Below are 19,975 nucleotides of genomic sequence, written 5' to 3'. Positions count from 1 at the left end.
GAGCGGGCGTACAATAGGTGCCCTGTAGAGCCGAGCCCACGCTCGGCTGCTTTCGTTTCCGGACCAGCAAACCCGTCCGGTTGCTGTTGTAGAGCCGAGCCATGCTCGGCTGTTTTCGTTACCGGCCACGGTAGCCCACCCGCCACGTGTCCCACCAAGAAGTACCCGCCATGACCGCCGTTACCCCGTCAAACGCCGTCGCCACCCCCAGCGACATCGTGCAGTCGCCGCTGCCGCGCCTGAAGATCACCGAGATCTTCACCTCGCTGCAGGGCGAGGCCGATACCGCCGGCTGGCCGACCGTGTTCGTGCGCCTGACCGGCTGCCCGCTGCGCTGCCAGTACTGCGACACCGCCTATGCCTTCCACGGCGGCACCTGGTGGGACATCGACGACATCGTGGCCGAGGTGCTGGCCCAGGGCGTCCGCCACGTCTGCGTGACCGGCGGCGAGCCGCTGGCGCAGAAGCGCTGCCTGGTGCTGCTGCAGAAGCTGTGCGATGCGGGCATGGATGTCTCGCTGGAAACCTCCGGCGCGTTGGATGTCAGCACAGTGGACCCGCGCGTGTCGCGCGTGGTCGACATCAAGACGCCGGGCTCGGCCGAAGCCGCCCGCAATCGCCTGGAAAACCTGCCGCTGCTGACCGTCCGCGACCAGATCAAGTTCGTCATCTGCAACCGCGAGGACTACGACTGGGCCAAGGCCATGGTCGCCGAGCACGGCCTGGTGGAGCGTTGCACCGTGTTCTTCTCGCCGAGCAAGGGCGAGATCAGCGCGCGGCAGTTGGCCGACTGGATCGTCGAAGACCGGCTGCCGGTGCGCTTCCAGATGCAGTTGCATAAAATCCTGTGGAACAACGAGCCGGGCCGATGAGCCGGCGCAGCGTTCCCTGATGTAGCTCCGGCGCGGGACAGCGTGCTGGCTTTCCCCTCCCAACCGGAAGATTTCCCATGAAGAAGGCAGTCGTGCTTCTCTCCGGCGGCATGGATTCAGCCGCCGTCATCGCCATGGCCCAGGAACAGGGCTTTGCCGTGCATGCCTTGAGCGTGCGCTACGGCCAGCGCCACACCTCCGAACTGGATGCCGCCGCCCGCGTGGCCAAGGCCCAGGGCGTGGTCGCGCACAAGACCGTGGACGTGGACCTGCGCAGCATCGGTGGCTCGGCGCTGACCGACGACATCGACGTACCGGAGGCGGGCGGAGCCGGCATTCCGGTCACCTACGTGCCGGCGCGCAATACCATCATGCTGTCGCTGGCGCTGGGCTGGGCCGAAGTGCTCGGTGCCAATGACATCTTCTGCGGCGTCAACGCCGTCGACTACTCCGGCTACCCGGACTGCCGCCCCGAGTTCGTGGCCGCGTTCCAGGCGCTGGCCAACCTGGCCACAAAGTCGGGCGTGGAAGGCGCCGGCATCAAGGTGCATGCCCCGCTGCAGTTCCTCAGCAAGGGCCAGATCGTCAGCGAAGGCGTGCGCCTGGGCGTGGACTTCGGCCTGACCGTGTCCTGCTACAACGCCGACGCCAACGGCGCCGCCTGCGGCCACTGCGACGCCTGCCGCCTGCGCGCGCAGGGCTTCGCCGAGGCCGGCGTGCCGGACCCGACGCGGTACGCCTGACCGCTTCCGGTAGTGCCGGCCGCTGGCCGGCATCCCCGTGGGTGCGAATGTCTCCCTGGTGGGTGCGAACCGTTGGTTCGCACTCTCTGTCCCGGCGCTACCGCTGCTGCAACCACCCCGACGCTTCAATAAACGCCCGCACCGCATTCGGATCGGCATAGTCCAGCTCGATCATCCGCGCGATGCCGGCTCTCTCATCGGCCTGCTGGCGCATGTACTCCTGCGCAATGCGGTAGCCGGCGTAGTAGCCCAGGTCACTCACCCCGAACGGATTGCGCGCGCTGTTGTACAGCCAGTTGTCCAGGTTGTCCCCGTGCATCTCCGCACGGAAGCGCGCGCGGATTTCCGCTTCGTGCGCGGGCCCATAGGTGTACAGCGGCAACGCCGGGCGGCGCCCGCTGATGCGCTCTGCCACGTATTCGGCCACGCCTTCGCGTATCGCGTACTGGGCCAGGCTGCCGGTGGTCTCGCGCTGCTGGGTATGCACGTATTCGTGCAGGTTGTTCTGCGCGTTGTTCGCACCGGGGCGGCTGTCGTAGAAGATCCGCAGGCGGCTGCGCATCGGCTCGGGCAGCTCGCTCACGTCCACGCGCTCATCGCCGAGCGCCATCTCCGCGCCGATCAGCACCTTGTCGTCCAGCGTGGTACCGCCGGTGCGCAGCACACCGACTGCGTAGGTGATGGTGGCCGGGCGCAAGGCCGGGTAGAGCGCCCGGAATTTGGAAAGATCCCGTTCCAGGGTGGCGCTGGCCTGCTGCGCGTTGGCGGTCAACGGCCGAACCGACGTCCAGAAGCGCGGCCACGCACGCATGGCCTCGGCGTATTCGCGGGCGGTGTAGTTGCGGACCTGCATCAGCGCATGCAGGCCGGGGCTGCCTGGATCGATGTAGCGCTCCTGCACGAGTGCGACCTGGCGGTCAACGTCGGGCTCGGCGCGCACCGCGTCATAGGTGGCCCAGAAGCGGCCGATGTCGTCGGTGACGACCTGGGGCGGGGCGGCCAGTGCCGCGCAGGGCAGCAGCAGGGCGGCAATGAGGCAGAGGGGCAGGCGCATCCGTGGCTCCGGGGAAGGATCACAGATGGGATGCGACGACGGCCCGGAAGGTTTAAGCCGGCGGTCCAGATCGGGTAGTGCCGGCCGCTGGCTGGCAACCTCGACGCACCAGGGTTTCACCCGGCCCGGCAAAGTAGGGTAGAATGCCCACCCCGCCGAAAGGCTGGGGCAGTGCAATGGGCCGTTAGCTCAGTCGGTAGAGCAGAAGACTTTTAATCTTTTGGTCGAAGGTTCGAATCCTTCACGGCCCACCATTGCGGTCAATGACTCAAGTCATTCAAAAAGGCACCGCTTGGCGGCGCTTTTTCTGTTGCACCTGTTCGCCGCCGTTACTGCGTCCCTACCGCCGTCGTTTTGGCGGCCGCCGCGTCGGAGACTTGCTTTGCAGCGGTTGCGGCCGCATCTGCAGAACGTGCCGCCTGCGCCTGGGCCGCCGCGAACTCGGCCTGCCGCTGTTCACTGAACCTGCGTTCCAGTTCCATCGCTGCGGCAAGGCTCTCCGGATTCTTCGCAGCACATGCCTGCTGTATCAGTTGTACCGCACGGTCGGACAACCCGGGTTGGATGTTGCCAAGCAGGCAATCGGCGTAGGTTGGCGAGCCGGCGGCCAGCGCGGTCCAGCATGTGAACCTCCTTGCAAGTCTGGATGGGTCCGAGAAGGGACCAGGCCGAGCATGGCCCGGATCATGGAGCAGTGTTCCTGCTTCGGCGTCCGGCGTCCGGCGTCCGGCGTCCGGCGGCTGGGGTCAGACAAGGCGCAAAGCGCGGAATGCGGATGACCCGGCCCGAACGGAGGGGCATGAGGCGAGTTCCGCGTCCGCCATCAATGGAGAACGCGCGCACGTGTCGTGCTGGCTTTGTATGCCATTCGCTGTGCGTGCCGTCAGTGACGATTCAAAGACGACACTTTCACGGGCGCCCCCGGCAAGGCCTGGATCTATGCAGGCCTGCTGAGCCCGCGCTGTGCCATCCGTTGCGGCAACAGCAGCAACGGCCGCTCGACCACGCGATGCACCAGATAGCCGACCACGCAGCACGCCAGCAGGGTCGCAGCGACGAAGAGGCCGTGATTCCACCAGGCACCTGTGGGCAGCAGCATCGACCATAGGCGGCCGGCGACCGAGATCACGAAGATATGGGACAGGTACAGAGCATAGGACGTATCGCCCAACAGGATCAGGCTGTTCGGTGGCGCTCGCCGTGCACGCGCTTCGATCAGCACTGCCCCGGCGACAAGGAGCGCGCTGGCCGTGCCAAACAGCATGACCCGGGTCCACACCGGCATGATCGACGGGCCTTCGGTGGACAGAAGACTGGCTGCGGCCACCGCGAGTGCTCCCCCGCCAAGTGCCAAGGGCCAACCAAGGCTGCGCGGAAGGTAGCGCCAGTGCAGGCCCAGCAGCGCACCCGCAATGAATTCGAAGGTGAGCGGATTGATGACCAGCACATGGGCTGGCGAAGTGGCCGCCGGTGCAAACAGATGGGCGACGCCGATCAGAGCGGCCCACCCGAGCAGGAACGTGGTCAGGGCTCGAGCCGGGACGAAGGCGATCGCCACGGCGAACATCAGATAGAAGTAGGCCTCGTGCACAAGAGTCCACCCTACCGTCAACACTGGCAGTTGCTGATGCGGGATCAACAGATAGGAGGCCAGTATGCTCTGGTCGTGGTAAGAAGAGTTCACCATCGTCGGGACCAGGGCCATCAACACCACCACCACCGTAGTGAATATCCAGTACGGCGGCAGCACTCGCCACGCACGCCGGATCAGAAAGGTGCCGGCGGCGGCAATCCCTCCCTCACGACCGGCGGTAAGGGTGGTCATGACGAAGCCGGACAACACAAAGAACAGATCCACGCCGGCGTCCGCGTAGCGCCCGACCCCGTCAAGGATCCCCTCGCCAGGCAGATATTTGATCTCGACGCCCCGAAGATGGAACACGACCACGGCCAGTGCTGCGACGCCGCGTAGAACTTGCAGCGACAGAAAGCGGTGTGGACTGGCGTGCTGGCTCATCTTTTCTCCATTGCTGCCGCGCATTGTACTTACCCGGTCCAGTCCTGGGGCGGCACCGGACCGGCCAGTGCATCGGGTTGGCTTGCACGGCTGCGCGCGACGCCTGGCCGTCCCGCAGAACCGGAGGTTCGGGCCACGCGCTGATGGCTTGCGGCGCAGCGCAGCCCCCTGCAAACAATGGATGCCGCAGCTGAGAAGGTACTACCTTCGCTTGAGAACAATCGCTGCGATGACAGCAGCGATGCCGACCGGGATGAGAACCACGGCCAGAAGGATGATCCAGTGCCAGATGCTGAAACCTCCCATATCCGAACCCCTGCAGGAAACGATGCAGGGTAGCACCCGGATGCCAGCCATTCTTCGAGGCGCGTCAAGCATCGCGCAGCGCCGTTGTACACGTGCAGACATGCGGAGTCGCCACCCTGGCCTTGACGCTATGCTCAGCGTCTTTCCGAGAAAGGGGCCCGTCATGCGCTTGATCATGCTGTCGCTGTTGTTGTCCGCCGTCTCCGTCGCGCCGTTGATGGCCGCCGAACCGGCGCCGTCCGCACAATCAGCGGCCGCAACCCCGCTGGTGATCGGCGAAACCTTCACCATCGAATCGAAGGCGCTGGGTGAAACCCGCCGCATCAATGTCTACCGCCCGCAGCCCTGGGGCCTGGACCCGAAAACGCCGCTGCCGGTGCTCTACATGCCCGACGGCGGCATCGGCGAGGACTTCCTGCACGTGGCAGGACTGGTGCAGGTGCTTAGCGGCAATGGCAGCATGCGCCCGTTCCTGCTGGTCGGCATCGAGAACACCGAGCGCCGTCGCGACATGACCGGCCCCAGCAGCGATCCGCAGGACCAGAAGATCGCGCCGCGCATTGGGGGTTCCGCGGCCTACCGCACGTTTCTGCGCGATGAACTGATGCCGCAGGTACGCCAGCGCTACCCGACCACCGACGAGCGCGCACTGATCGGCGAGTCGCTGGCCGGCCTGTTCGTGGTGGAAACACTGCTGCAGGAGCCGATGCTGTTCAACAGCTACATCGCGCTGGATCCCAGCCTGTGGTGGAACCGCGGCGCGATGCTGGCCGGAGTGGCCAAGCAGTTGCCTGCGGTGACGCGTGCGCAGCCGCACGTGTTCCTGGCCAGCAGTGGGCAGCCGGAGCTGGCCGCATCCACTGCACGACTGGCCGAGTTGCTGCAGCAGGCTTCGCCGTCGCCGCTGGTGAAGTACCTGCCGTTGCCGGAAGAAACCCACGCTACGATCTATCATCCAGCCGCACTGCAGGCGCTGCGCACACTGTTCCCGGCGCCGCCGGCCTCGCCCTGACCGCACTGGCAGCGGGTTGCGCACCATGCAAGGATGCGGCAGCGGCGCCATCCGGTGCGCCGCCCGCAATGGGAGCCTGTGGATGCAGCGTATGCGTGGATGGAGTGTGGCGGCCTGCCTGGCCGTGAGTGGCTGTGCGATGTCGGTGGCGCCGCCGGCAGCGCAGAGTGAAGCGAAGGAGAGCCCGGCCGCCGCAGTGTCGGGCGTGGTGCTGCCGGATACCGAAGCGCTGCGCGTGCACGATCCGATCGGCCGCGATTATCCGGTCTGGGTGGCGTTGCCGGCCGACTACGCCGCACATCCGGAAAAGCACTATCCGGTGCTGTACGTGACCGACGCGCTGTACAGCTTCCCGCTGGTGCGCAGCGTGCGCAACCTGGTGGGCCAGAAGGGTGTCAACCTGGAGGATTTCATCCTGGTCGGGCTGCCGCCGCAGGAAGGCCTGACGTCCAAGCAGAGCCGCTCGCGCGATTACACGCCCAGCGATCCGGCGCGCACCGATCCGCGTGACTACAGCGACGACGTCAGCTACGGCGGCGCGGCGCACTACCGCGATTTCCTCGCTGAGCATGTGCTGCCGATGATCGATGCGCGCTACCGCACCGATCCGGCGCGGCGCGCCTATGCCGGTCATTCCTATGGTGGCTTGTTCGGTGCCTACGTGCTGACCACGCGCCCGGACATGTTTCACAGCTACATCCTGTCAAGCCCGTCGCTGTGGTTCGACAACCATCGGGTGCCGCGCATGCAGGCCGAGGCCAAGGCGCCCACGCAGCCGACCACGGTGGTGCTGTCGATCGGCAGCTTCGAAACGGTGAAGCCGGAGCCGCGCTATTTCACCCGCAACGACATGCTGCGCCACAACGCCGAATTCGCCGAGCAGCTGCGCGCCAGCGGGCGCTCGTTGACGGTGGACAACATGGTGATCGATGACGAGGATCACTTCACCGTGTATCCGGACATGATCACCCGCGCGTTGCTGAAGGTGTTCCCAGGTACCGGACCGTACAGCAGCGGTTGATTGCAGGTTCAATCCACGCCATGCGTGAATGATTGCCTCAGGCCGCGCTGGCCTGCGGCGGCGGCATCAACGTGGCATCCGCTGCATGGCGGAAGCACAGGCGGATGGCATCGAGCAGCTCGCTCATGCTGTACGGCTTGGGCAGGAAGTGGATGCCGGCGCGCAGCTGCGGCAGCACATGATGCTGGTCCATGCCGGAGGTGACCAGGATCGGCAGCTGCGGCAGGTGCTCGCGCACGCGGTTGGCGGTTTCGATGCCGCTGATGCCGCCCAGGCAGACGTCGGTGAACAGCAGGTCGAACGGCTCGCCGGCGTTGAGCAGGCCCAGCGCGGCCTCGGCACTGCTGACAGCGGTGACCTGGCAGGCCTGGCTTTCCAGGGCGAGGCGGCTGAGTTCCTGGGTTTCCTCGGCGTCCTCGATCAGCAGGACGCGCGGTTCCACAAAGCGCTTGGACAGCAACATGACGCGGCAACTCCGGACAACAGGGGAGCAAAAGGCGCGCAAGTATGCGCAAGCCGGGGGTGATCCCGGCGTGCACGGCAGGCTAAGTGGGCGTTACAGCCGATGCTGCTGCCGGCGGCGCACCTGCCAGGCCAGCACCGCCAGCGCCAGCAGCGCGGTGCCGATACGCAGGCTGGTGGCCTGCCAGCCCAGTGCAACGGCGTCATCAAGGCTGAACACGTTCCAGGCCAGGTTCATCGACACGTGCAGGACCAGGCCGCACCACAAGGTGTCACCGTCGAGGTGGTCGAGCCAGGCGAAGATGAAGCCGCCCAGGGCGATCACCGCCCCGACGAACAGCGCGAGTCCGCCACCGTCGAACCCGCCGAAACCCAGCCAGTGCACCCAGCCGAACAGCAGCGCCTGCGGCAGCGCGAGCAGGGGCCATGGCCCGCGCATGAGCTTCACCAGCAGCACGAAGCCGAGGCCGCGGAACAGCACTTCCTCGGCCAGTGGGAACAGCACCGCCAGCATGATGGCATCCAGTACGGTCAGTGCCTTGTTCGGTGTACCGAGCAGCGCCAGGCCCAGCCAGCAGGGCAGGCTGGCCAGCAGTACCCACATCGGGCCGCTCCAGCCGTTGCCGCGCAGCCCCAGGCTGGTCATCAGGCCCATCTCGCGTGGCCGCAGCAGCGCGGCCAGCAGGAGTGCCACGAGCACGGCCAGCGCGTTGTCGAGCAGGCTGCCGCCGTAAGCAATGGGCAAGGCGGGAATCGGCGTGCCTGCGGCGGCTGCGATGTCGCGCAGATTCAGGCCAACGCCGACGCCGAGCAGCACCAGCAGCAGGCGCGCGGCGCTGGGCAGGCGGGACAGGACGGTCATGCACGCACTCCCTGCGGAACCAGCATGCAGTGTGGAAGGGACCGGGCACGCTGGCACGCGCCGGAAGTCCCTGTGCCATCGGTCATGTGTTGCCGCACAGTCATCACAGGGCAGGTAGAGTCGAAACCAGACCGAGAGGAGCAATGCCGATGCTGTGCCCCGTGTGCAAGACCCAGACCCTGCAGATGGCCGAACGCCATGGCATCGAAATCGACTATTGCCCTGGCTGCCGTGGTGTCTGGCTGGATCGTGGCGAGCTGGACAAGATCATCGAACGTGCCGGTGCCGGTGCCGGTGCGGCCGTACCGCCGCCAGCCGTGCAGGCTCAGCCGCCGTCCGCGCCGCCACCAGTGATGCACCGTGATACCCGCCACCTCGGCCAGCGCTACGAGGACAACCGTGGCCACGGCTACAAGAAAAAGAAGAAGGAGAGCTTCCTGTCGGAGCTGTTCGATTTCTAGGCGCTTCGCTCTTTGTAGCGTTGAGCCATGCTCGACTGGCTGTTGCCGCCAATAGTCGAGCATGGCTCGACTCTACAGGGGCCGCATGATCACGGCCGGCGCAGGATGAACTCGCGGTCGTGGGTATCGCCGACGATGAAGTCGTACTCGCCCACTTTGCTGCAGCCATAGCGCGCGTAGAAGCGCTGCGCGCCGAAGTTTTCTTCCCATACGCCCACCCACAGGGTGCGGCGCTGCGGCTGGTCCAGCCAGGCCATGAACGCGTCCATCAGCCGCGCGCCATGGCCGCCGTTCTGGTAGGCGGCCAGGATGTAGAAACGCTTCAGTTCGATGTCGCCCTCGCGGGCCTCGGCATGCGGCAGGGTGTTGGCACCGGCGGCCAGATAGCCGACCAGGGCGTCGCCGTCCATCAGCAGCCAGATCGCGCTGCGCGGGTCGGACAGTTCGGCGCGCTGCGGTTCGCTGCTGTAGTGCGCCTGCAGGAAATCCTGCAGCTCCTGGGCCGGATACGAGTCGCCCCAGGTTTCGTTGTAGGTGGCGATGGCGATTGCCGAAAGCGTGTCGACGTCGGCGAGGGTGGCGCGGCGGATCTGCAACGACATGGCGGTGCCTGCATTGGAACGTGGCGCAGTGTAGCCGGCCCCGGCGGCTGCCGGGGCTGGCCATTGCTCACGATCTGCTGCTCAGAACCACATGCGCAGGCCGGCCACCCAGCGCGTGTCGCGCGCGTGGTCCCCGGCATAATCGGCGGTGTCGCCAAACGTGCGCTCGTGGCTGATGCCGATGTACGGCGCGAAGCGACGGCTGAACTCATAACGCAGGCGCAGCCCGGCTTCGACCTTGTTCAGTCCGCGACCAATGCCGTACTCCGGTTCATCCTTGGCTGCGATGGTGGCTTCCAGCAGCGGCTGCAGGATCAGGCGGTTGGTCAGCAGTACGTCGTACTCGACCTCGGCCTTGGCCAGCAGCTGGCCGCCAGAACCCATGTACAGCGTGGCCGAGCTCTCGAACTTGTACGGCGCCAGGCCCTGGATGCCGATGGCCGCCCAGGTGCGCGAGTCGGCCGGCCGGAAGTCCTGGCGCACGCCGACCAGTACGTCCCACCACGGCGATACGCTGCGACCATACAGTGCTTCCAGTGACGACGACTCCGTGCGGCCGCGGCTGCGTTCGCCATCGGTGCGCAACCACAGGCGGTTGATGTTGCCACCGATCCAGCCGGTGGCCTCCCAGGCCTGGCCGGTGCTGTTCTTGCCGTCCCAGTGTTCGAGGCGATCGATCAGCAGCAGGCTGTTGATCTGCGGTGCATGCTCCATCGCACCGTGCGCGATCGGTGGGAATGCGGCAGCGCGGTCGGCATCGGTGGGAACCGGGATCGGCTCGCGCGGTTCGATCGGTGCAGGCGTGCCGTGACCCATCGCCTCGTGGTCCATCTGTGAATGATCCCTCTTCGAGTGGTCCATCGTGGAGTGGTCCATGCCGGCGTGATCCGCCGCGCCCATGTCCATCTTCGAATGATCGACCTGTTCGACCGGCGCCTTGGCAGACTTCGCGGTTTTCGCGGTCGGATCCATCGCGGCCATGTCATGCCCGGCATGCGACTGCGCGAACACCGGCCATGCCGCGGCCAGGCCCAGGGCCAGCAGGCTGGGGGAAAGCAGTGAGCGGCTCATTCTTCGATCCTCACTTCGCGCATCATGCCCGCTTCCATGTGGTACAGCAGATGGCAGTGGTAGGCCCAGCGACCGAGCGCATCGGCACGCACGCGGTAACTGCGGCGGGTGCCGGGTGGCATGTCGATGGTGTGCTTGCGCAGCTGGAATTCGCCCTGCGCGTTCTCCAGATCACTCCACACGCCGTGCAGGTGGATCGGGTGCTGCATCATGGTGTCGTTGACCAGCACGATGCGCATGCGCTCGCCGTAGTTCAGCCGCAGTGGTTCGGCGCTGGCGAACGGGATGCCATCGAATGACCAGGAGAACTTCTCCATATGGCCGGTCAGGTGCAGCTCGATCTCGCGGCTCGGCTCGCGGCCATCGGGGTCCTCGAACAGGCTGCGCATCGCGCCGTAGGTGAGTACCTGGCGACCGTTGTCGCGCAGGCCGATGCCGGGATCGTCCAGCTTCGGTTCGGTGGCCGAGCTCTGCATGTCCACCAGCGGGTTGTTGCGTTCGCTGGCCGGGTGCTTCGGTGCCTTGCTGGCGGCATCGCTACCGCCGTGCGCACCGTGGCCCATGCTGGCGCCGCAGCCGCCTTCCATGCCCTTCATCGCGGCCATGTCGTGGCCACCATGGCCACCACTACCCATGTCGTGCCCCATGTCGCTCATCGTCAGCAACGGGCGTGGGTCGCGCGCGGGAATCGGTGCCTGCAGGCCGTGGCGCACCGCCAGCGTGCCGGCGGCGTAGCCGGTGCGGCCCATGTCCTGGCAGAAGATGGTGAACGCGTCCTGCCCGGTCGGTTCCACCAGCACGTCGTAGGTTTCGGCCGGCGCGATGCGGAACTCATCGATGCTCACCGGGTGGATGTACTGGCCGTCGGCAGCGACCACGGTCATCTTCAGACCGGGGATGCGCACGTCGAAGTAGGTCATCGACCCACCGTTGATGAAGCGCAGCAGCACCTTTTCGCCACTGCGGAACAGGCCGGTCCAGTTGCCGGCCGGGGCGGTGCCGTTCATCAGGTAGGTGTAGGTATTGGCATTGACGTCGGACAGGTCGGTGGGCGTCATCCGCATCCGGCCCCACATGCCACGGTCGGACAGCGCTGCCGACCAGCCATCGCGCTTCACGTCACGCAGGAAATCCGGCAGCGTGCGCATGTAGTAGTTGTCGTACGCCGCCAGCTTCTTCATGCGGCGGAACAGGGCGCCTGGGTCCATGTCGGTCCAGTCGGACAGCATGATCACGTGCTCGCGGTCGTGCCGGTACGGCGCCGGCTCGGCGGGATCGATGATCAGCGCGCCGTACAGGCCGGCCTGTTCCTGGAACATCGAGTGGCTGTGGTACCAGTAGGTGCCCGACTGCTTCAGCTCGAAGTGGTAGTGGTAGGTCTCACCGGGGCCTATGCCGTTGAAGCTCAGGCCGGGCACGCCGTCCATGTTGGCCGGCAGCAGGATGCCGTGCCAGTGGATCGAGGTCGGGTGGCGGTCCAGGGTGTTGCGCACGAACAGATCCACGGTCTGGCCTTCACGCCAGCGCAGGATCGGTGCGGGCAGCGAGCCGTTGACGGTGATCGCAGGACGGGTGCGGCCAGTGAAGTTGGCCAGCGATTCGCCGATGGCCAGTTCGATGCGGGTGTCGCTGAGCACGGCGGGGGCGCCGGCCAGGCGTGGGGCGGCAGTGGCGGCGGCGAGCGCGCGCTGCGGCACGCCGACAGCGGCGATGCCGGCAACCACGCCACCGGCGGCCAGGCCCTGTACGAACAGGCGGCGCGACGGCATGGGCACAGCGCCCGGACCGCGGGGGATGCGGGTATTCATGGTGGTGACTCCAGACACGTAAAGACGCCGGCAGGCGGCCGGCTGCGGTGCGCAGGGCGCACGGTGCGTGTGGAATCAGCCGATGGGAGGGCGTGAGATCGGCGGCAGCGGCGGCGCCGGCCGGCCGGTGGCCGGCATCGGCTGCGGGGCCAGCGACAGTGCCGGTCCGGCCATGAACGGCAACGGCTGCACCACCAGCAGCGGGTGCTGGGCGCAGCTGCGCACGCAGTCCTTGATCTGGCAGTGGGCGTCGTGGGCCGGGGCCTTGGCCTGCGGGGCCGGGTCGGCCTGCATGCCGGCGTGGTGGTGGCAGTCGGCAGTGCCGCCATCAACAGCAGCGGCTGCGGCGTGGGCCATCCGCCCCGTTTCTTCGTGACCACGGGCCATGGCCGCGTTCAGCCCGTTGAGCAACAGGCTGAGCATGAGCACGACACGGAGCAGGGTCGAGGCGAGGGACATGGCGCTAATCTAGCCGCAAGCGGCTGTGGATGCACTTCCGGCTGAATGGCCGGTTCAAGGTTGGACCTGCACCAATGTAGAGCCGAGCCCACGCTCGGCTGCTTCTGCGGGAACGGTAGCCGAGCGTGGGCTCGGCTCTACAGGGGTACCAGCGCACGGTTGGCCCGGCACTACCCTTCTTCACGCACGATCTCGACCAGGCGCGGGCCATAGCGGCTCAGCTTGGTACCGCCGATGCCGCCGACCCGGGCCAGTTCGTCCAGGCTGGTCGGGCGCCGCTCGGCGATGTTGCGCAGGGTGCTGTCGTGGAAGATCACGAACGCCGGTACGTTCTGTTCCCGGGCCAGTTCGGCGCGCAGGCCGCGCAGCGCGTTGAACAGGGCCAGGTCCTGCGGCAGTACCGACAGGCCGGTGCGCTGCGCACTGCGCTCGCGTCCGCTGCTGCTGGCCGGGTCGCGGCGCATGCTGATCTGGCGGCGGCCGGTCAGCACGTCGCGGCTGGCATCGGTCAGGCGCAGGCCGCCGTGGCCCTCGCTGTCCACTTCCAGCAGGCTGGCGGCGACCAGCTGGCGGAACACGCTGCGCCAGGTGCGTGCATCCAGGTCGCGGCCGATGGCATAAGTGCTCAGCTTGTCGTGGCCCTGCTGCCTCACCTTCTCGTTCTCGCTGCCGCGCAGGATGTCGATCAGGTGGCCGACACCGAAGCGCTGGCCGCTGCGGTAGACGCAGCTCAGCGCCTTCTGTGCCGGTATGGTCGCGTCCCACGAGGCCGGTGGCGTCAGGCAGTTGTCGCAGTTGCCGCACGGTTGGGGGTAGCTTTCGCCGAAGCCGGCCAGCAGCACCTGGCGGCGGCACTGCATTGATTCGCAGTAGCCCAGCAGATGGTCGAGCTTGGCCCGCTCCAGCTGCTTGCGCTCTTCGCCCGCCTCGGACTGCTCGATCATCTGCTTGAGCAGTACCACATCACCCAGGCCGTAGCACAGCCAGGCCTCGGCGGCTTCGCCATCGCGGCCTGCGCGTCCGGTTTCCTGGTAGTAGCCCTCCATCGACTTGGGCAGGTCGGTGTGCGCGACGAAACGCACGTCCGGCTTGTCGATGCCCATGCCGAAGGCGATGGTGGCACACATCACGATGCCGTCCTCGCGCAGGAAGCGGCGCTGGTTGCCGGCGCGCACTTCCGGCGGCAGGCCGGCATGGTAGGGCAGGGCGTTGAAGCCCTGGCCGCAGAGGAATTCAGCGGTCTCCTCGACCTTGCGCCGCGACATGCAGTAGACGATGCCGGCCTCGCCACGGTGGCCGCGCAGGAAGTCGGTCAGCTGCTTGCGGGCGTTGTCCTTCTGCACCACGGTGTAGCGGATGTTGGGGCGGTCGAAGGAACTGACAAAATGGCGCGCTTCCTGCAGATCGAGGCGCTCGGCGATCTCGCGCTGGGTCGGCGGATCGGCGGTGGCGGTCAGCGCGATCCGCGGGATCTGCGGCCAACGCTCGTGCAGCACGGTCAGCTGGCGGTATTCGGGGCGGAAGTCATGGCCCCACTGCGAGACGCAGTGTGCTTCGTCGATGGCAAACAGGGCGATCCGGCTGCGCGACAGCAACGACAGGAAGCGACCGGTCAGCAGCCGCTCGGGCGCGACATAGAGCATGTCCAGCTCACCGGCGAGCAGTTCGCGCTCGACGCGGCCGGCGGTCTCGGCATCCAGGGTTGAATTCAGGTACTCGGCACGCACGCCGAGCTGGCGCAGGGCTTCGACCTGGTCCTGCATCAGCGCGATCAGCGGCGAGATGACGATGCCGCAACCGTCACGCAGCAGGGCCGGGACCTGGTAGCACAGCGACTTGCCGCCGCCGGTGGGCATCAGCACCAGGGCATCGTGACCGGCAGCCACATGCTCCACGATGTCCTGCTGGGGACCACGGAAATCGTCGTAACCAAAGACGCGTTGGAGCAGGTCGTGCGCGGGACGGGAAGCCATCCGGCTAGTTTACCCCGGCGGGGGAGTCGGCAGGGCTGCGCCCTGGGAACGCGCCATCGCATGCGCGCCGCCGCTCCCACGCTTCGCTGCGCGAAACGCGGGCCCCACTTACCAGCTCCCAGACCCCCGCCGCTTCGCGTCCGCCCCCTGACTCAGGGGGCTCTCCCCCAGACCTGGCCCGGTGGCCGGTAGTTCCACGCCATGCGTGGATGAAATCTGTCAGGTATCGACAAACAAAATGGGGTCAGATCCGTTTTCCTGCGGAAAACGGATCTGACCCCAATGGCTTTGCCGGCAGATCGCGGAAATCTGTCGAAGGCGGGGTGGGTCCGGTTGCGGGGGCGTGAGCCGCATGGATGCGGCGACCGAGCCTACATGGACGTATTCACGGCGTCCCCCGCAACCGGACCCACCCCGCCAACCCACAGGAAACCCGCTTTTGCTCCGGCCGTTGCCGTTGCAGTTGCCTCTGCGGGTGCAGGGCGCAGCCCTGCCGAACCACCCCCAACTCTTACTGGAGCAGGGAACGCAGCATCCAGGCGTACTTCTCGTGGGTCTGCAGGCGCTGGGTCATCAGATCCTCGGTCGGGGCGTCGTCCCCTTTGGCCGCCACGTCCAGGACTTCACGTGCCGTACGGCATACCGCTTCGTTGGCGACCACCAACTGGCGTACCATTTCACGCCAGTCCGCACTGTCGGTCAGGCCCGGTTCCTCGGCGATCGAGGTCAGCGCAGCGAACTCCCGGTAGGAGCCCGGGGCATTGAAGCCCAGCGCGCGGATGCGCTCGGCCACGTCGTCCAAGGCCGCCCACTGCTCGGTGTACTGCGTCTCGAACATGGTGTGCAGCGAGTTGAACATCGACCCGGTCACGTTCCAGTGGAAGTTGTGCGTCTTCAGGTAGAGCGTGAACGCATCGGCCTGGAAGCGCGACAGACCGTCGGCGATCTTCTTGCGGTCGCCCTGGGTGATCCCGATATCGATGTTCGGTGCCGACGGTGCCGCCGCTGCAAGCTTCTGCTTGCCGGTCTTGGCCTTGGTCGTGCTCTTGGTCTTCGCCATGGGGTTCCTCCTTGTGGAATCGTTGGCCTTCACAATAAACCGGTCGTGATGACTGGTCGCTTTCAAAGTTTTGAACGAACCGATTGATGAACTCTATCGATAAAAATCCATCGCCCCGCCTGCGCCAACAGCGCGCCGCCATCGACGGCGCCATGAGCCGCGACCGGGGCCGTTTGCTGGGAATGCTCTCGCGTTGCCAGGCCAAGCCGCAGGATGCGGCACTGGCCGCTACTTTCGAGCAGGCCTTGCAGGCGTCGGTGCAGCGCCGGCAGGTGCGGGCGCAACAGCAGCCGTCCATTACTCTGGACCCGCAGCTGCCGATTGCGCGTGAAGCCGACGCGATCATCAAACTGATCCGCGACCACCAGGTGGTGGTGATCGCCGGTGAAACCGGTTCGGGCAAGACCACCCAGCTGCCGAAACTGTGCCTGGCCGCAGGCCGTGGCCAGGCCGGCATGATCGGCTGCACCCAGCCGCGACGGATCGCCGCACGTGCGGTGGCCAGCCGCGTGGCGCAGGAACTGCAGAGCGAACTGGGCCAGCTGGTAGGCTACCAGGTGCGCTTCAATGACAAGGTCAGCGACGACAGCCGCATCAAGTTCATGACCGACGGCATCCTGCTGGCGGAGATCGCCAGCGACCGCTGGTTGTCGAACTACGACACGATCATCGTCGACGAGGCACACGAACGCAGCCTCAACATCGACTTCCTGCTGGGCTACCTGAAGCAGCTGCTGCGCAAGCGCCCGGACCTGAAGCTGATCGTCACTTCGGCCACCATCGACACCGAACGCTTCGCCCAGCATTTCGACAATGCGCCGGTGATCAGCGTCGAAGGCCGTACCTACCCGGTGGAAGTGCGCTACCGCGCGCTGGAAGGCGAGGGCGAAGACCAGGGCGAGCGCACCGTCAACGATGCCATCGTGTCGGCCATCGACGAGATCACCCGCCTGGACGCACGCGGCGACGTGCTGATCTTCCTGCCGGGCGAGCGCGAGATCCGCGATGCGCACCAGTCGCTGGAACGGCGCAAGTACGGCAATACCGAGGTGCTGCCGCTGTACGCGCGCCTGTCCAACCAGGACCAGGACCGGGTGTTCAACCCCGGGCCGAACCGGCGCATCGTGCTGGCCACCAACGTGGCCGAGACCTCGCTGACGGTGCCACGCATCCGCTACGTGGTCGATCCGGGCTTCGCCCGCGTCAAGCGCTACAGCCCGCGCAACAAGCTGGATCGCCTGCACATCGAGCCGATCTCGCAGGCCAGCGCCAACCAGCGCAAGGGTCGCTGCGGTCGTATCGCCGAAGGCATCTGCTACCGCCTGTATGCCGAGGCGGATTTCCAGGCGCGGCCGGAGTTCACCGATCCGGAAATCCGCCGCTCCAGCCTGGCCGGCGTGATCCTGCGCATGCTGCAGCTGGGCCTGGGCCGCATCGAGGAGTTCCCGTTCCTGGAGGCACCGGACGAGCGCGCGGTAGCCGATGGCTGGCAGCAGCTGACCGAGCTGGGCGCGATCGATGCCGAGCGGCGCATGACCACCATCGGCAAGCAGATGGCGCGCCTGCCGGTGGACGTGAAGCTGGCGCGCATGCTGGTCGCCGCGCAGGCCGCCGGCTGCCTGCGGCCGATGCTGGTGATTGCCTCGTTCCTGGGCATCCAGGACCCGCGCGAACGCCCGCCGGAAGCGCGCGGTGCGGCCGACAGCGCGCATGCGCAGTTCGCCGATGGCCGCTCCGAGTTCGTCGGCGTGCTGCGCCTGTGGGATGCCTACCGGCAGGCCCATGAAGACCTGACCCAGTCCAAGCTGCGCGACTGGTGCGGACGTCATTTCCTCGGCTTCCTGCGCATGCGCGAGTGGCGCGAGCTGCATCGCCAGCTGCGGCTGCTGTGCGAGGAACTGGGCTGGAAGGAAGAGGCCAGCGAGGCGTCGATGGCACCGTTGCTGGCCGGCAGCAGTGCGCCGGCACCGGCGCGTGATGACGCGGCCGCAGTAAAGGCCACCCGCGGCCAGTTGCATCGTGCCGCGCGCCTGGCCCGCGAAGGCAAGGCCGAGGCCGCACCGGCACCGGTGGCCGTGCGCGCGCAGAAGGAACAGGCGCCCGTGGGCGGCGGCTTCAGCGAACGTGTACGCGCTGCTGCCTACCAGACCCTGCACCGGGCACTGGTGGCGGGCCTGCCGACGCAGATCGGCCACCGCACCGAGAAGGGCGATTTCCAGGCACCACGCCAGCGCCGCTTCCTGCCGTTCCCCGGTTCGGCGCTGGCAAAGCGGCCACCGCCGTGGCTGCTGGTGGCCAACCTGCTGGATACGCAGAAGGTATGGGGCATGACCCTGGCCGCGATCGAGCCGGACTGGGTGATCGCCGAACTGCCGCACCTGCTGCTGCGCAAGCACTTCGACCCGCACTGGTCGCGCGCGCAGGGCCAGGTGCTGGCGTCTGAGCAGATCAGCCTGTTCGGCCTGGTGCTGGCACCGAAGAAGCCGGTCCATTACGGCCGCATCGCGCCGGGCGAGGCGCATGACATCTTCGTGCGCCAGGCACTGGTGACCGGCGAGATCAATACCCGCGCCAGTTTCGTCGCCGACAATCAGAAAGTGCTGGAGGTCGCGCGCGAGGAAGAAGCCAAGCTGCGCCGCGCCGGCATCGTTGCCGACGAAGACTGGCAGGCACGCTGGTACCTGGACCGGGTGCCGCCGCAGATCCACTCGGCGGCGGGACTGGATAGCTGGTGGAAAGGGCTGGCGCCGGAACAGCGCAAGGCGCTGCACTGGTCGTTGGCAGACCTGTTGCCCGGTGAGGGCAGCGAACAGGAGCGCTATCCGAAGTACCTGGCGCTGGGCCAGGCACGCTTGCCGCTGCACTACCGCTTCGAACCGGGGGCCGACGACGATGGCGTCACCCTGGACGTGCCGCTGCACCTGCTCAACGCGCTGGACCCGGTGCAGCTGGGCTGGCTGGCGCCGGGCTTTGTCGCCGACAAGGCCTCGGCACTGATCCGCAGCCTGCCCAAGGCGATGCGCCGCAACTACGTGCCGGCGCCGGACTTCGGTCGCGCGTTCTACGAGGCCTTCCCGCAGCCCAGCGCCGATGCCATCACCGGCGAGCTGGCGCGTTTCCTGTCACGTGCGACCGGCGCGACGGTGACCGCACTGGATTTCGAGCCGGGTTCGATCGAGCCACACCTGCACATGAACCTGCGGCTGCGCGACGAACAGGGCAAGGTGCTGGCCACCTCGCGTGATCTGGAAGCGCTGCGCGCGAAATTCGGTGGCCGTGCTGGCGATGCCTTCGCCGCGCGTGCCGGGCGCGAGATGGCGGCTGACGGCCTGCGCACGTTCCCGGCCACGCCGATTCCGCTGCAGGTACCCGGTGAAGCCGGCGTGCCGGCCTATCCGGCGCTGCTGGACGAGGGCGACAGCGTGGCGCTGCGCATCTTCGCCGACCGCCAGCAGGCGCAGGACGCCCATCCGCTGGGCGTGCGCCGCCTGCTGGAGATCGCCCTGGCCGACAAGGTGAAGCAGGCACGCAAGCAGTTGCCGGTCGGTGCCAAGACCGGCCTGTTGTATGCCGCGATCGAATCGCAGGAGCGCCTGCGTGGTGACCTGGTCGATGCAGCGATGAACGCGGTGCTGGCCGAGGGCCTGGAAGACATCCGTGATGCGGCGGCCTTCGAGCAGCGCCGCGAGCATGCCGCCAAGGCCCTGTTTGGCGAGGCGATGTCGCGGCTGAAGCTGGCCGAATCCATCCTGGCGCTGGTGGCGGAGCTGAAGCCGATGCTGGAGGCGCCGCTGATGGGCTGGGCGCGCGGCAACCTGGACGACATGGAAGCGCAGCTGGCCGGGCTGATCCACCCCGGCTTCCTGCGCGATACGCCGGCCGACGCGCTGGCGCAGTATCCGCGTTACCTGAAGGCGATGATCCTGCGCACCGAACGTGCCAAGCGTGATCCGCCGCGCGACCAGGCGCGCATGCTGGAACTGCATCCGTTCCTGGAAGCACTGGCGGCGGGCGAGCAGCAGGGCCTGCGTGATCGCCCGCAATGGCAGGCGCTGCGCTGGGATCTGGAAGAACTGCGGGTATCGCTGTTCGCGCAGGAGCTGGGGGCACGCACCGGTATCTCGGCGAAGAAGCTGGCGCAGCGCGTGGCTGCATTGCGCCAGGCCTGAGCGCGCCCGGATCGCCCCCTCGG

17 protein-coding genes and 1 tRNA gene are annotated in these 19,975 nt (G+C 67.0%); 7 read left to right on the top strand and 11 right to left on the bottom strand.

The annotated features are described in order from the left end of the window. The first annotated feature begins 170 nt into the window (after window positions 1-170). Window positions 171-872 carry a 7-carboxy-7-deazaguanine synthase QueE gene (queE, locus tag AC2A1N_RS04745; RefSeq protein WP_484371664.1) on the top strand — a complete coding sequence of 234 codons (702 nt, stop codon included), beginning with the start codon at window positions 171-173 and terminating at the stop codon, window positions 870-872. Between the two features lie 77 nt (window positions 873-949). After that, window positions 950-1,615 (top strand): 7-cyano-7-deazaguanine synthase QueC, encoded by a 666-nt coding sequence (queC, locus tag AC2A1N_RS04740; protein ID WP_061480332.1) that lies wholly within the window; start codon window positions 950-952, stop codon window positions 1,613-1,615. Between the two features lie 97 nt (window positions 1,616-1,712). Here the strand turns inward: queC and AC2A1N_RS04735 are convergent, their stop codons facing one another. Next, entirely contained in the window at window positions 1,713-2,669 is a 957-nt protein-coding gene (locus AC2A1N_RS04735) for a DUF2268 domain-containing putative Zn-dependent protease (RefSeq protein WP_061480333.1), read from the bottom strand. A gap of 178 nt (window positions 2,670-2,847) precedes the next feature. On the opposite strand from AC2A1N_RS04735, the gene AC2A1N_RS04730 reads away from it, so the two are divergent. Then, window positions 2,848-2,923, top strand: a tRNA-Lys gene (locus tag AC2A1N_RS04730). Window positions 2,924-2,998: 75 nt separating this feature from the next. Here the strand turns inward: AC2A1N_RS04730 and AC2A1N_RS04725 are convergent. Next, entirely contained in the window at window positions 2,999-3,223 is a 225-nt protein-coding gene (locus AC2A1N_RS04725) for a hypothetical protein (protein WP_242894194.1), read from the bottom strand. Between the two features lie 383 nt (window positions 3,224-3,606). After that, window positions 3,607-4,686 carry an acyltransferase family protein gene (locus tag AC2A1N_RS04720; protein ID WP_061480334.1) on the bottom strand — a complete coding sequence of 360 codons (1,080 nt, stop codon included), beginning with the start codon at window positions 4,684-4,686 and terminating at the stop codon, window positions 3,607-3,609. Between the two features lie 469 nt (window positions 4,687-5,155). Between AC2A1N_RS04720 and AC2A1N_RS04715 the strand changes: the two genes are divergently transcribed. Together AC2A1N_RS04715 and AC2A1N_RS04710 are read left to right on the top strand one after the other, a co-directional pair. Then, window positions 5,156-6,004, top strand: a complete 849-nt coding sequence (locus AC2A1N_RS04715; protein ID WP_242894191.1) for an alpha/beta hydrolase — start codon at window positions 5,156-5,158, stop codon at window positions 6,002-6,004. 82 nt (window positions 6,005-6,086) lie between these two features. After that, the gene (locus tag AC2A1N_RS04710; protein WP_242894186.1) at window positions 6,087-7,025 is read left to right on the top strand and encodes an alpha/beta hydrolase; all 939 of its coding nucleotides are present in this window, start codon (window positions 6,087-6,089) and stop codon (window positions 7,023-7,025) included. Between the two features lie 37 nt (window positions 7,026-7,062). On the opposite strand, the gene AC2A1N_RS04705 is transcribed toward AC2A1N_RS04710, so the two are convergent. Next, entirely contained in the window at window positions 7,063-7,488 is a 426-nt protein-coding gene (locus AC2A1N_RS04705; protein WP_061480336.1) for a response regulator, read from the bottom strand. A gap of 93 nt (window positions 7,489-7,581) precedes the next feature. After that, entirely contained in the window at window positions 7,582-8,349 is a 768-nt protein-coding gene (locus tag AC2A1N_RS04700; protein WP_242894182.1) for a CPBP family glutamic-type intramembrane protease, read from the bottom strand. Window positions 8,350-8,498: 149 nt separating this feature from the next. On the opposite strand from AC2A1N_RS04700, the gene AC2A1N_RS04695 reads away from it, so the two are divergent. Then, entirely contained in the window at window positions 8,499-8,810 is a 312-nt protein-coding gene (locus AC2A1N_RS04695) for a TFIIB-type zinc ribbon-containing protein (RefSeq protein ID WP_484371660.1), read from the top strand. Window positions 8,811-8,899: 89 nt separating this feature from the next. Here AC2A1N_RS04695 and AC2A1N_RS04690 read toward each other — a convergent pair whose 3' ends face one another. The 6 genes from AC2A1N_RS04690 to AC2A1N_RS04665 all read right to left on the bottom strand — a co-directional run bounded on the left by AC2A1N_RS04690 (window position 8,900) and on the right by AC2A1N_RS04665 (window position 15,783). Further along, a complete protein-coding gene (locus AC2A1N_RS04690; protein WP_242894176.1) occupies window positions 8,900-9,412 on the bottom strand; it encodes a GNAT family N-acetyltransferase in 513 nt (170 codons plus the stop codon). Between the two features lie 81 nt (window positions 9,413-9,493). Then, complete coding sequence (locus AC2A1N_RS04685) at window positions 9,494-10,483, bottom strand: copper resistance protein B (protein WP_242894173.1); 990 nt, start codon at window positions 10,481-10,483, stop codon at window positions 9,494-9,496. After that, window positions 10,480-12,291, bottom strand: a complete 1,812-nt coding sequence (locus AC2A1N_RS04680) for a copper resistance system multicopper oxidase (RefSeq protein WP_242894171.1) — start codon at window positions 12,289-12,291, stop codon at window positions 10,480-10,482. Before AC2A1N_RS04680 ends, AC2A1N_RS04685 begins: the two co-directional genes overlap by 4 nt. 75 nt (window positions 12,292-12,366) lie before the next feature. Beyond that, entirely contained in the window at window positions 12,367-12,750 is a 384-nt protein-coding gene (locus AC2A1N_RS04675) for a CopL family metal-binding regulatory protein (RefSeq protein WP_061480342.1), read from the bottom strand. A gap of 170 nt (window positions 12,751-12,920) precedes the next feature. Further along, window positions 12,921-14,723, bottom strand: coding sequence for a DNA helicase RecQ (gene recQ / locus AC2A1N_RS04670; protein ID WP_242894170.1), 1,803 nt, complete (start codon window positions 14,721-14,723; stop codon window positions 12,921-12,923). A gap of 511 nt (window positions 14,724-15,234) precedes the next feature. Then, window positions 15,235-15,783 (bottom strand): Dps family protein, encoded by a 549-nt coding sequence (locus tag AC2A1N_RS04665; protein WP_006439098.1) that lies wholly within the window; start codon window positions 15,781-15,783, stop codon window positions 15,235-15,237. Between the two features lie 86 nt (window positions 15,784-15,869). Between AC2A1N_RS04665 and hrpA the strand changes: the two genes are divergently transcribed. After that, window positions 15,870-19,952, top strand: coding sequence for an ATP-dependent RNA helicase HrpA (gene hrpA, locus AC2A1N_RS04660; protein ID WP_484371656.1), 4,083 nt, complete (start codon window positions 15,870-15,872; stop codon window positions 19,950-19,952). The last annotated feature ends 23 nt before the right edge of the window (window positions 19,953-19,975 follow it).

It is taken from the genome of Stenotrophomonas maltophilia group sp. SKK55, assembly GCF_057179845.1.
This window is presented reverse-complemented; position numbering and strand designations above follow the sequence as displayed.

What these genes read in the sequence shown, in the direction of transcription:
- queE (WP_484371664.1), top strand. Translation starts at nt 171, where the DNA reads ATGACCGCCGTTACCCCGTCAAACGCCGTCGCCACCCCCAGCGACATC.
- queC (WP_061480332.1), top strand. Translation starts at nt 950, where the DNA reads ATGAAGAAGGCAGTCGTGCTTCTCTCCGGCGGCATGGATTCAGCCGCC.
- AC2A1N_RS04735 (WP_061480333.1), bottom strand. Translation starts at nt 2,669, where the DNA reads ATGCGCCTGCCCCTCTGCCTCATTGCCGCCCTGCTGCTGCCCTGCGCG.
- AC2A1N_RS04720 (WP_061480334.1), bottom strand. Translation starts at nt 4,686, where the DNA reads ATGAGCCAGCACGCCAGTCCACACCGCTTTCTGTCGCTGCAAGTTCTA.
- AC2A1N_RS04715 (WP_242894191.1), top strand. Translation starts at nt 5,156, where the DNA reads ATGCGCTTGATCATGCTGTCGCTGTTGTTGTCCGCCGTCTCCGTCGCG.
- AC2A1N_RS04710 (WP_242894186.1), top strand. Translation starts at nt 6,087, where the DNA reads ATGCAGCGTATGCGTGGATGGAGTGTGGCGGCCTGCCTGGCCGTGAGT.
- AC2A1N_RS04705 (WP_061480336.1), bottom strand. Translation starts at nt 7,488, where the DNA reads ATGTTGCTGTCCAAGCGCTTTGTGGAACCGCGCGTCCTGCTGATCGAG.
- AC2A1N_RS04700 (WP_242894182.1), bottom strand. Translation starts at nt 8,349, where the DNA reads ATGACCGTCCTGTCCCGCCTGCCCAGCGCCGCGCGCCTGCTGCTGGTG.
- AC2A1N_RS04695 (WP_484371660.1), top strand. Translation starts at nt 8,499, where the DNA reads ATGCTGTGCCCCGTGTGCAAGACCCAGACCCTGCAGATGGCCGAACGC.
- AC2A1N_RS04690 (WP_242894176.1), bottom strand. Translation starts at nt 9,412, where the DNA reads ATGTCGTTGCAGATCCGCCGCGCCACCCTCGCCGACGTCGACACGCTT.
- AC2A1N_RS04685 (WP_242894173.1), bottom strand. Translation starts at nt 10,483, where the DNA reads ATGAGCCGCTCACTGCTTTCCCCCAGCCTGCTGGCCCTGGGCCTGGCC.
- AC2A1N_RS04680 (WP_242894171.1), bottom strand. Translation starts at nt 12,291, where the DNA reads ATGAATACCCGCATCCCCCGCGGTCCGGGCGCTGTGCCCATGCCGTCG.
- AC2A1N_RS04675 (WP_061480342.1), bottom strand. Translation starts at nt 12,750, where the DNA reads ATGTCCCTCGCCTCGACCCTGCTCCGTGTCGTGCTCATGCTCAGCCTG.
- recQ (WP_242894170.1), bottom strand. Translation starts at nt 14,723, where the DNA reads ATGGCTTCCCGTCCCGCGCACGACCTGCTCCAACGCGTCTTTGGTTAC.
- AC2A1N_RS04665 (WP_006439098.1), bottom strand. Translation starts at nt 15,783, where the DNA reads ATGGCGAAGACCAAGAGCACGACCAAGGCCAAGACCGGCAAGCAGAAG.
- hrpA (WP_484371656.1), top strand. Translation starts at nt 15,870, where the DNA reads ATGAACTCTATCGATAAAAATCCATCGCCCCGCCTGCGCCAACAGCGC.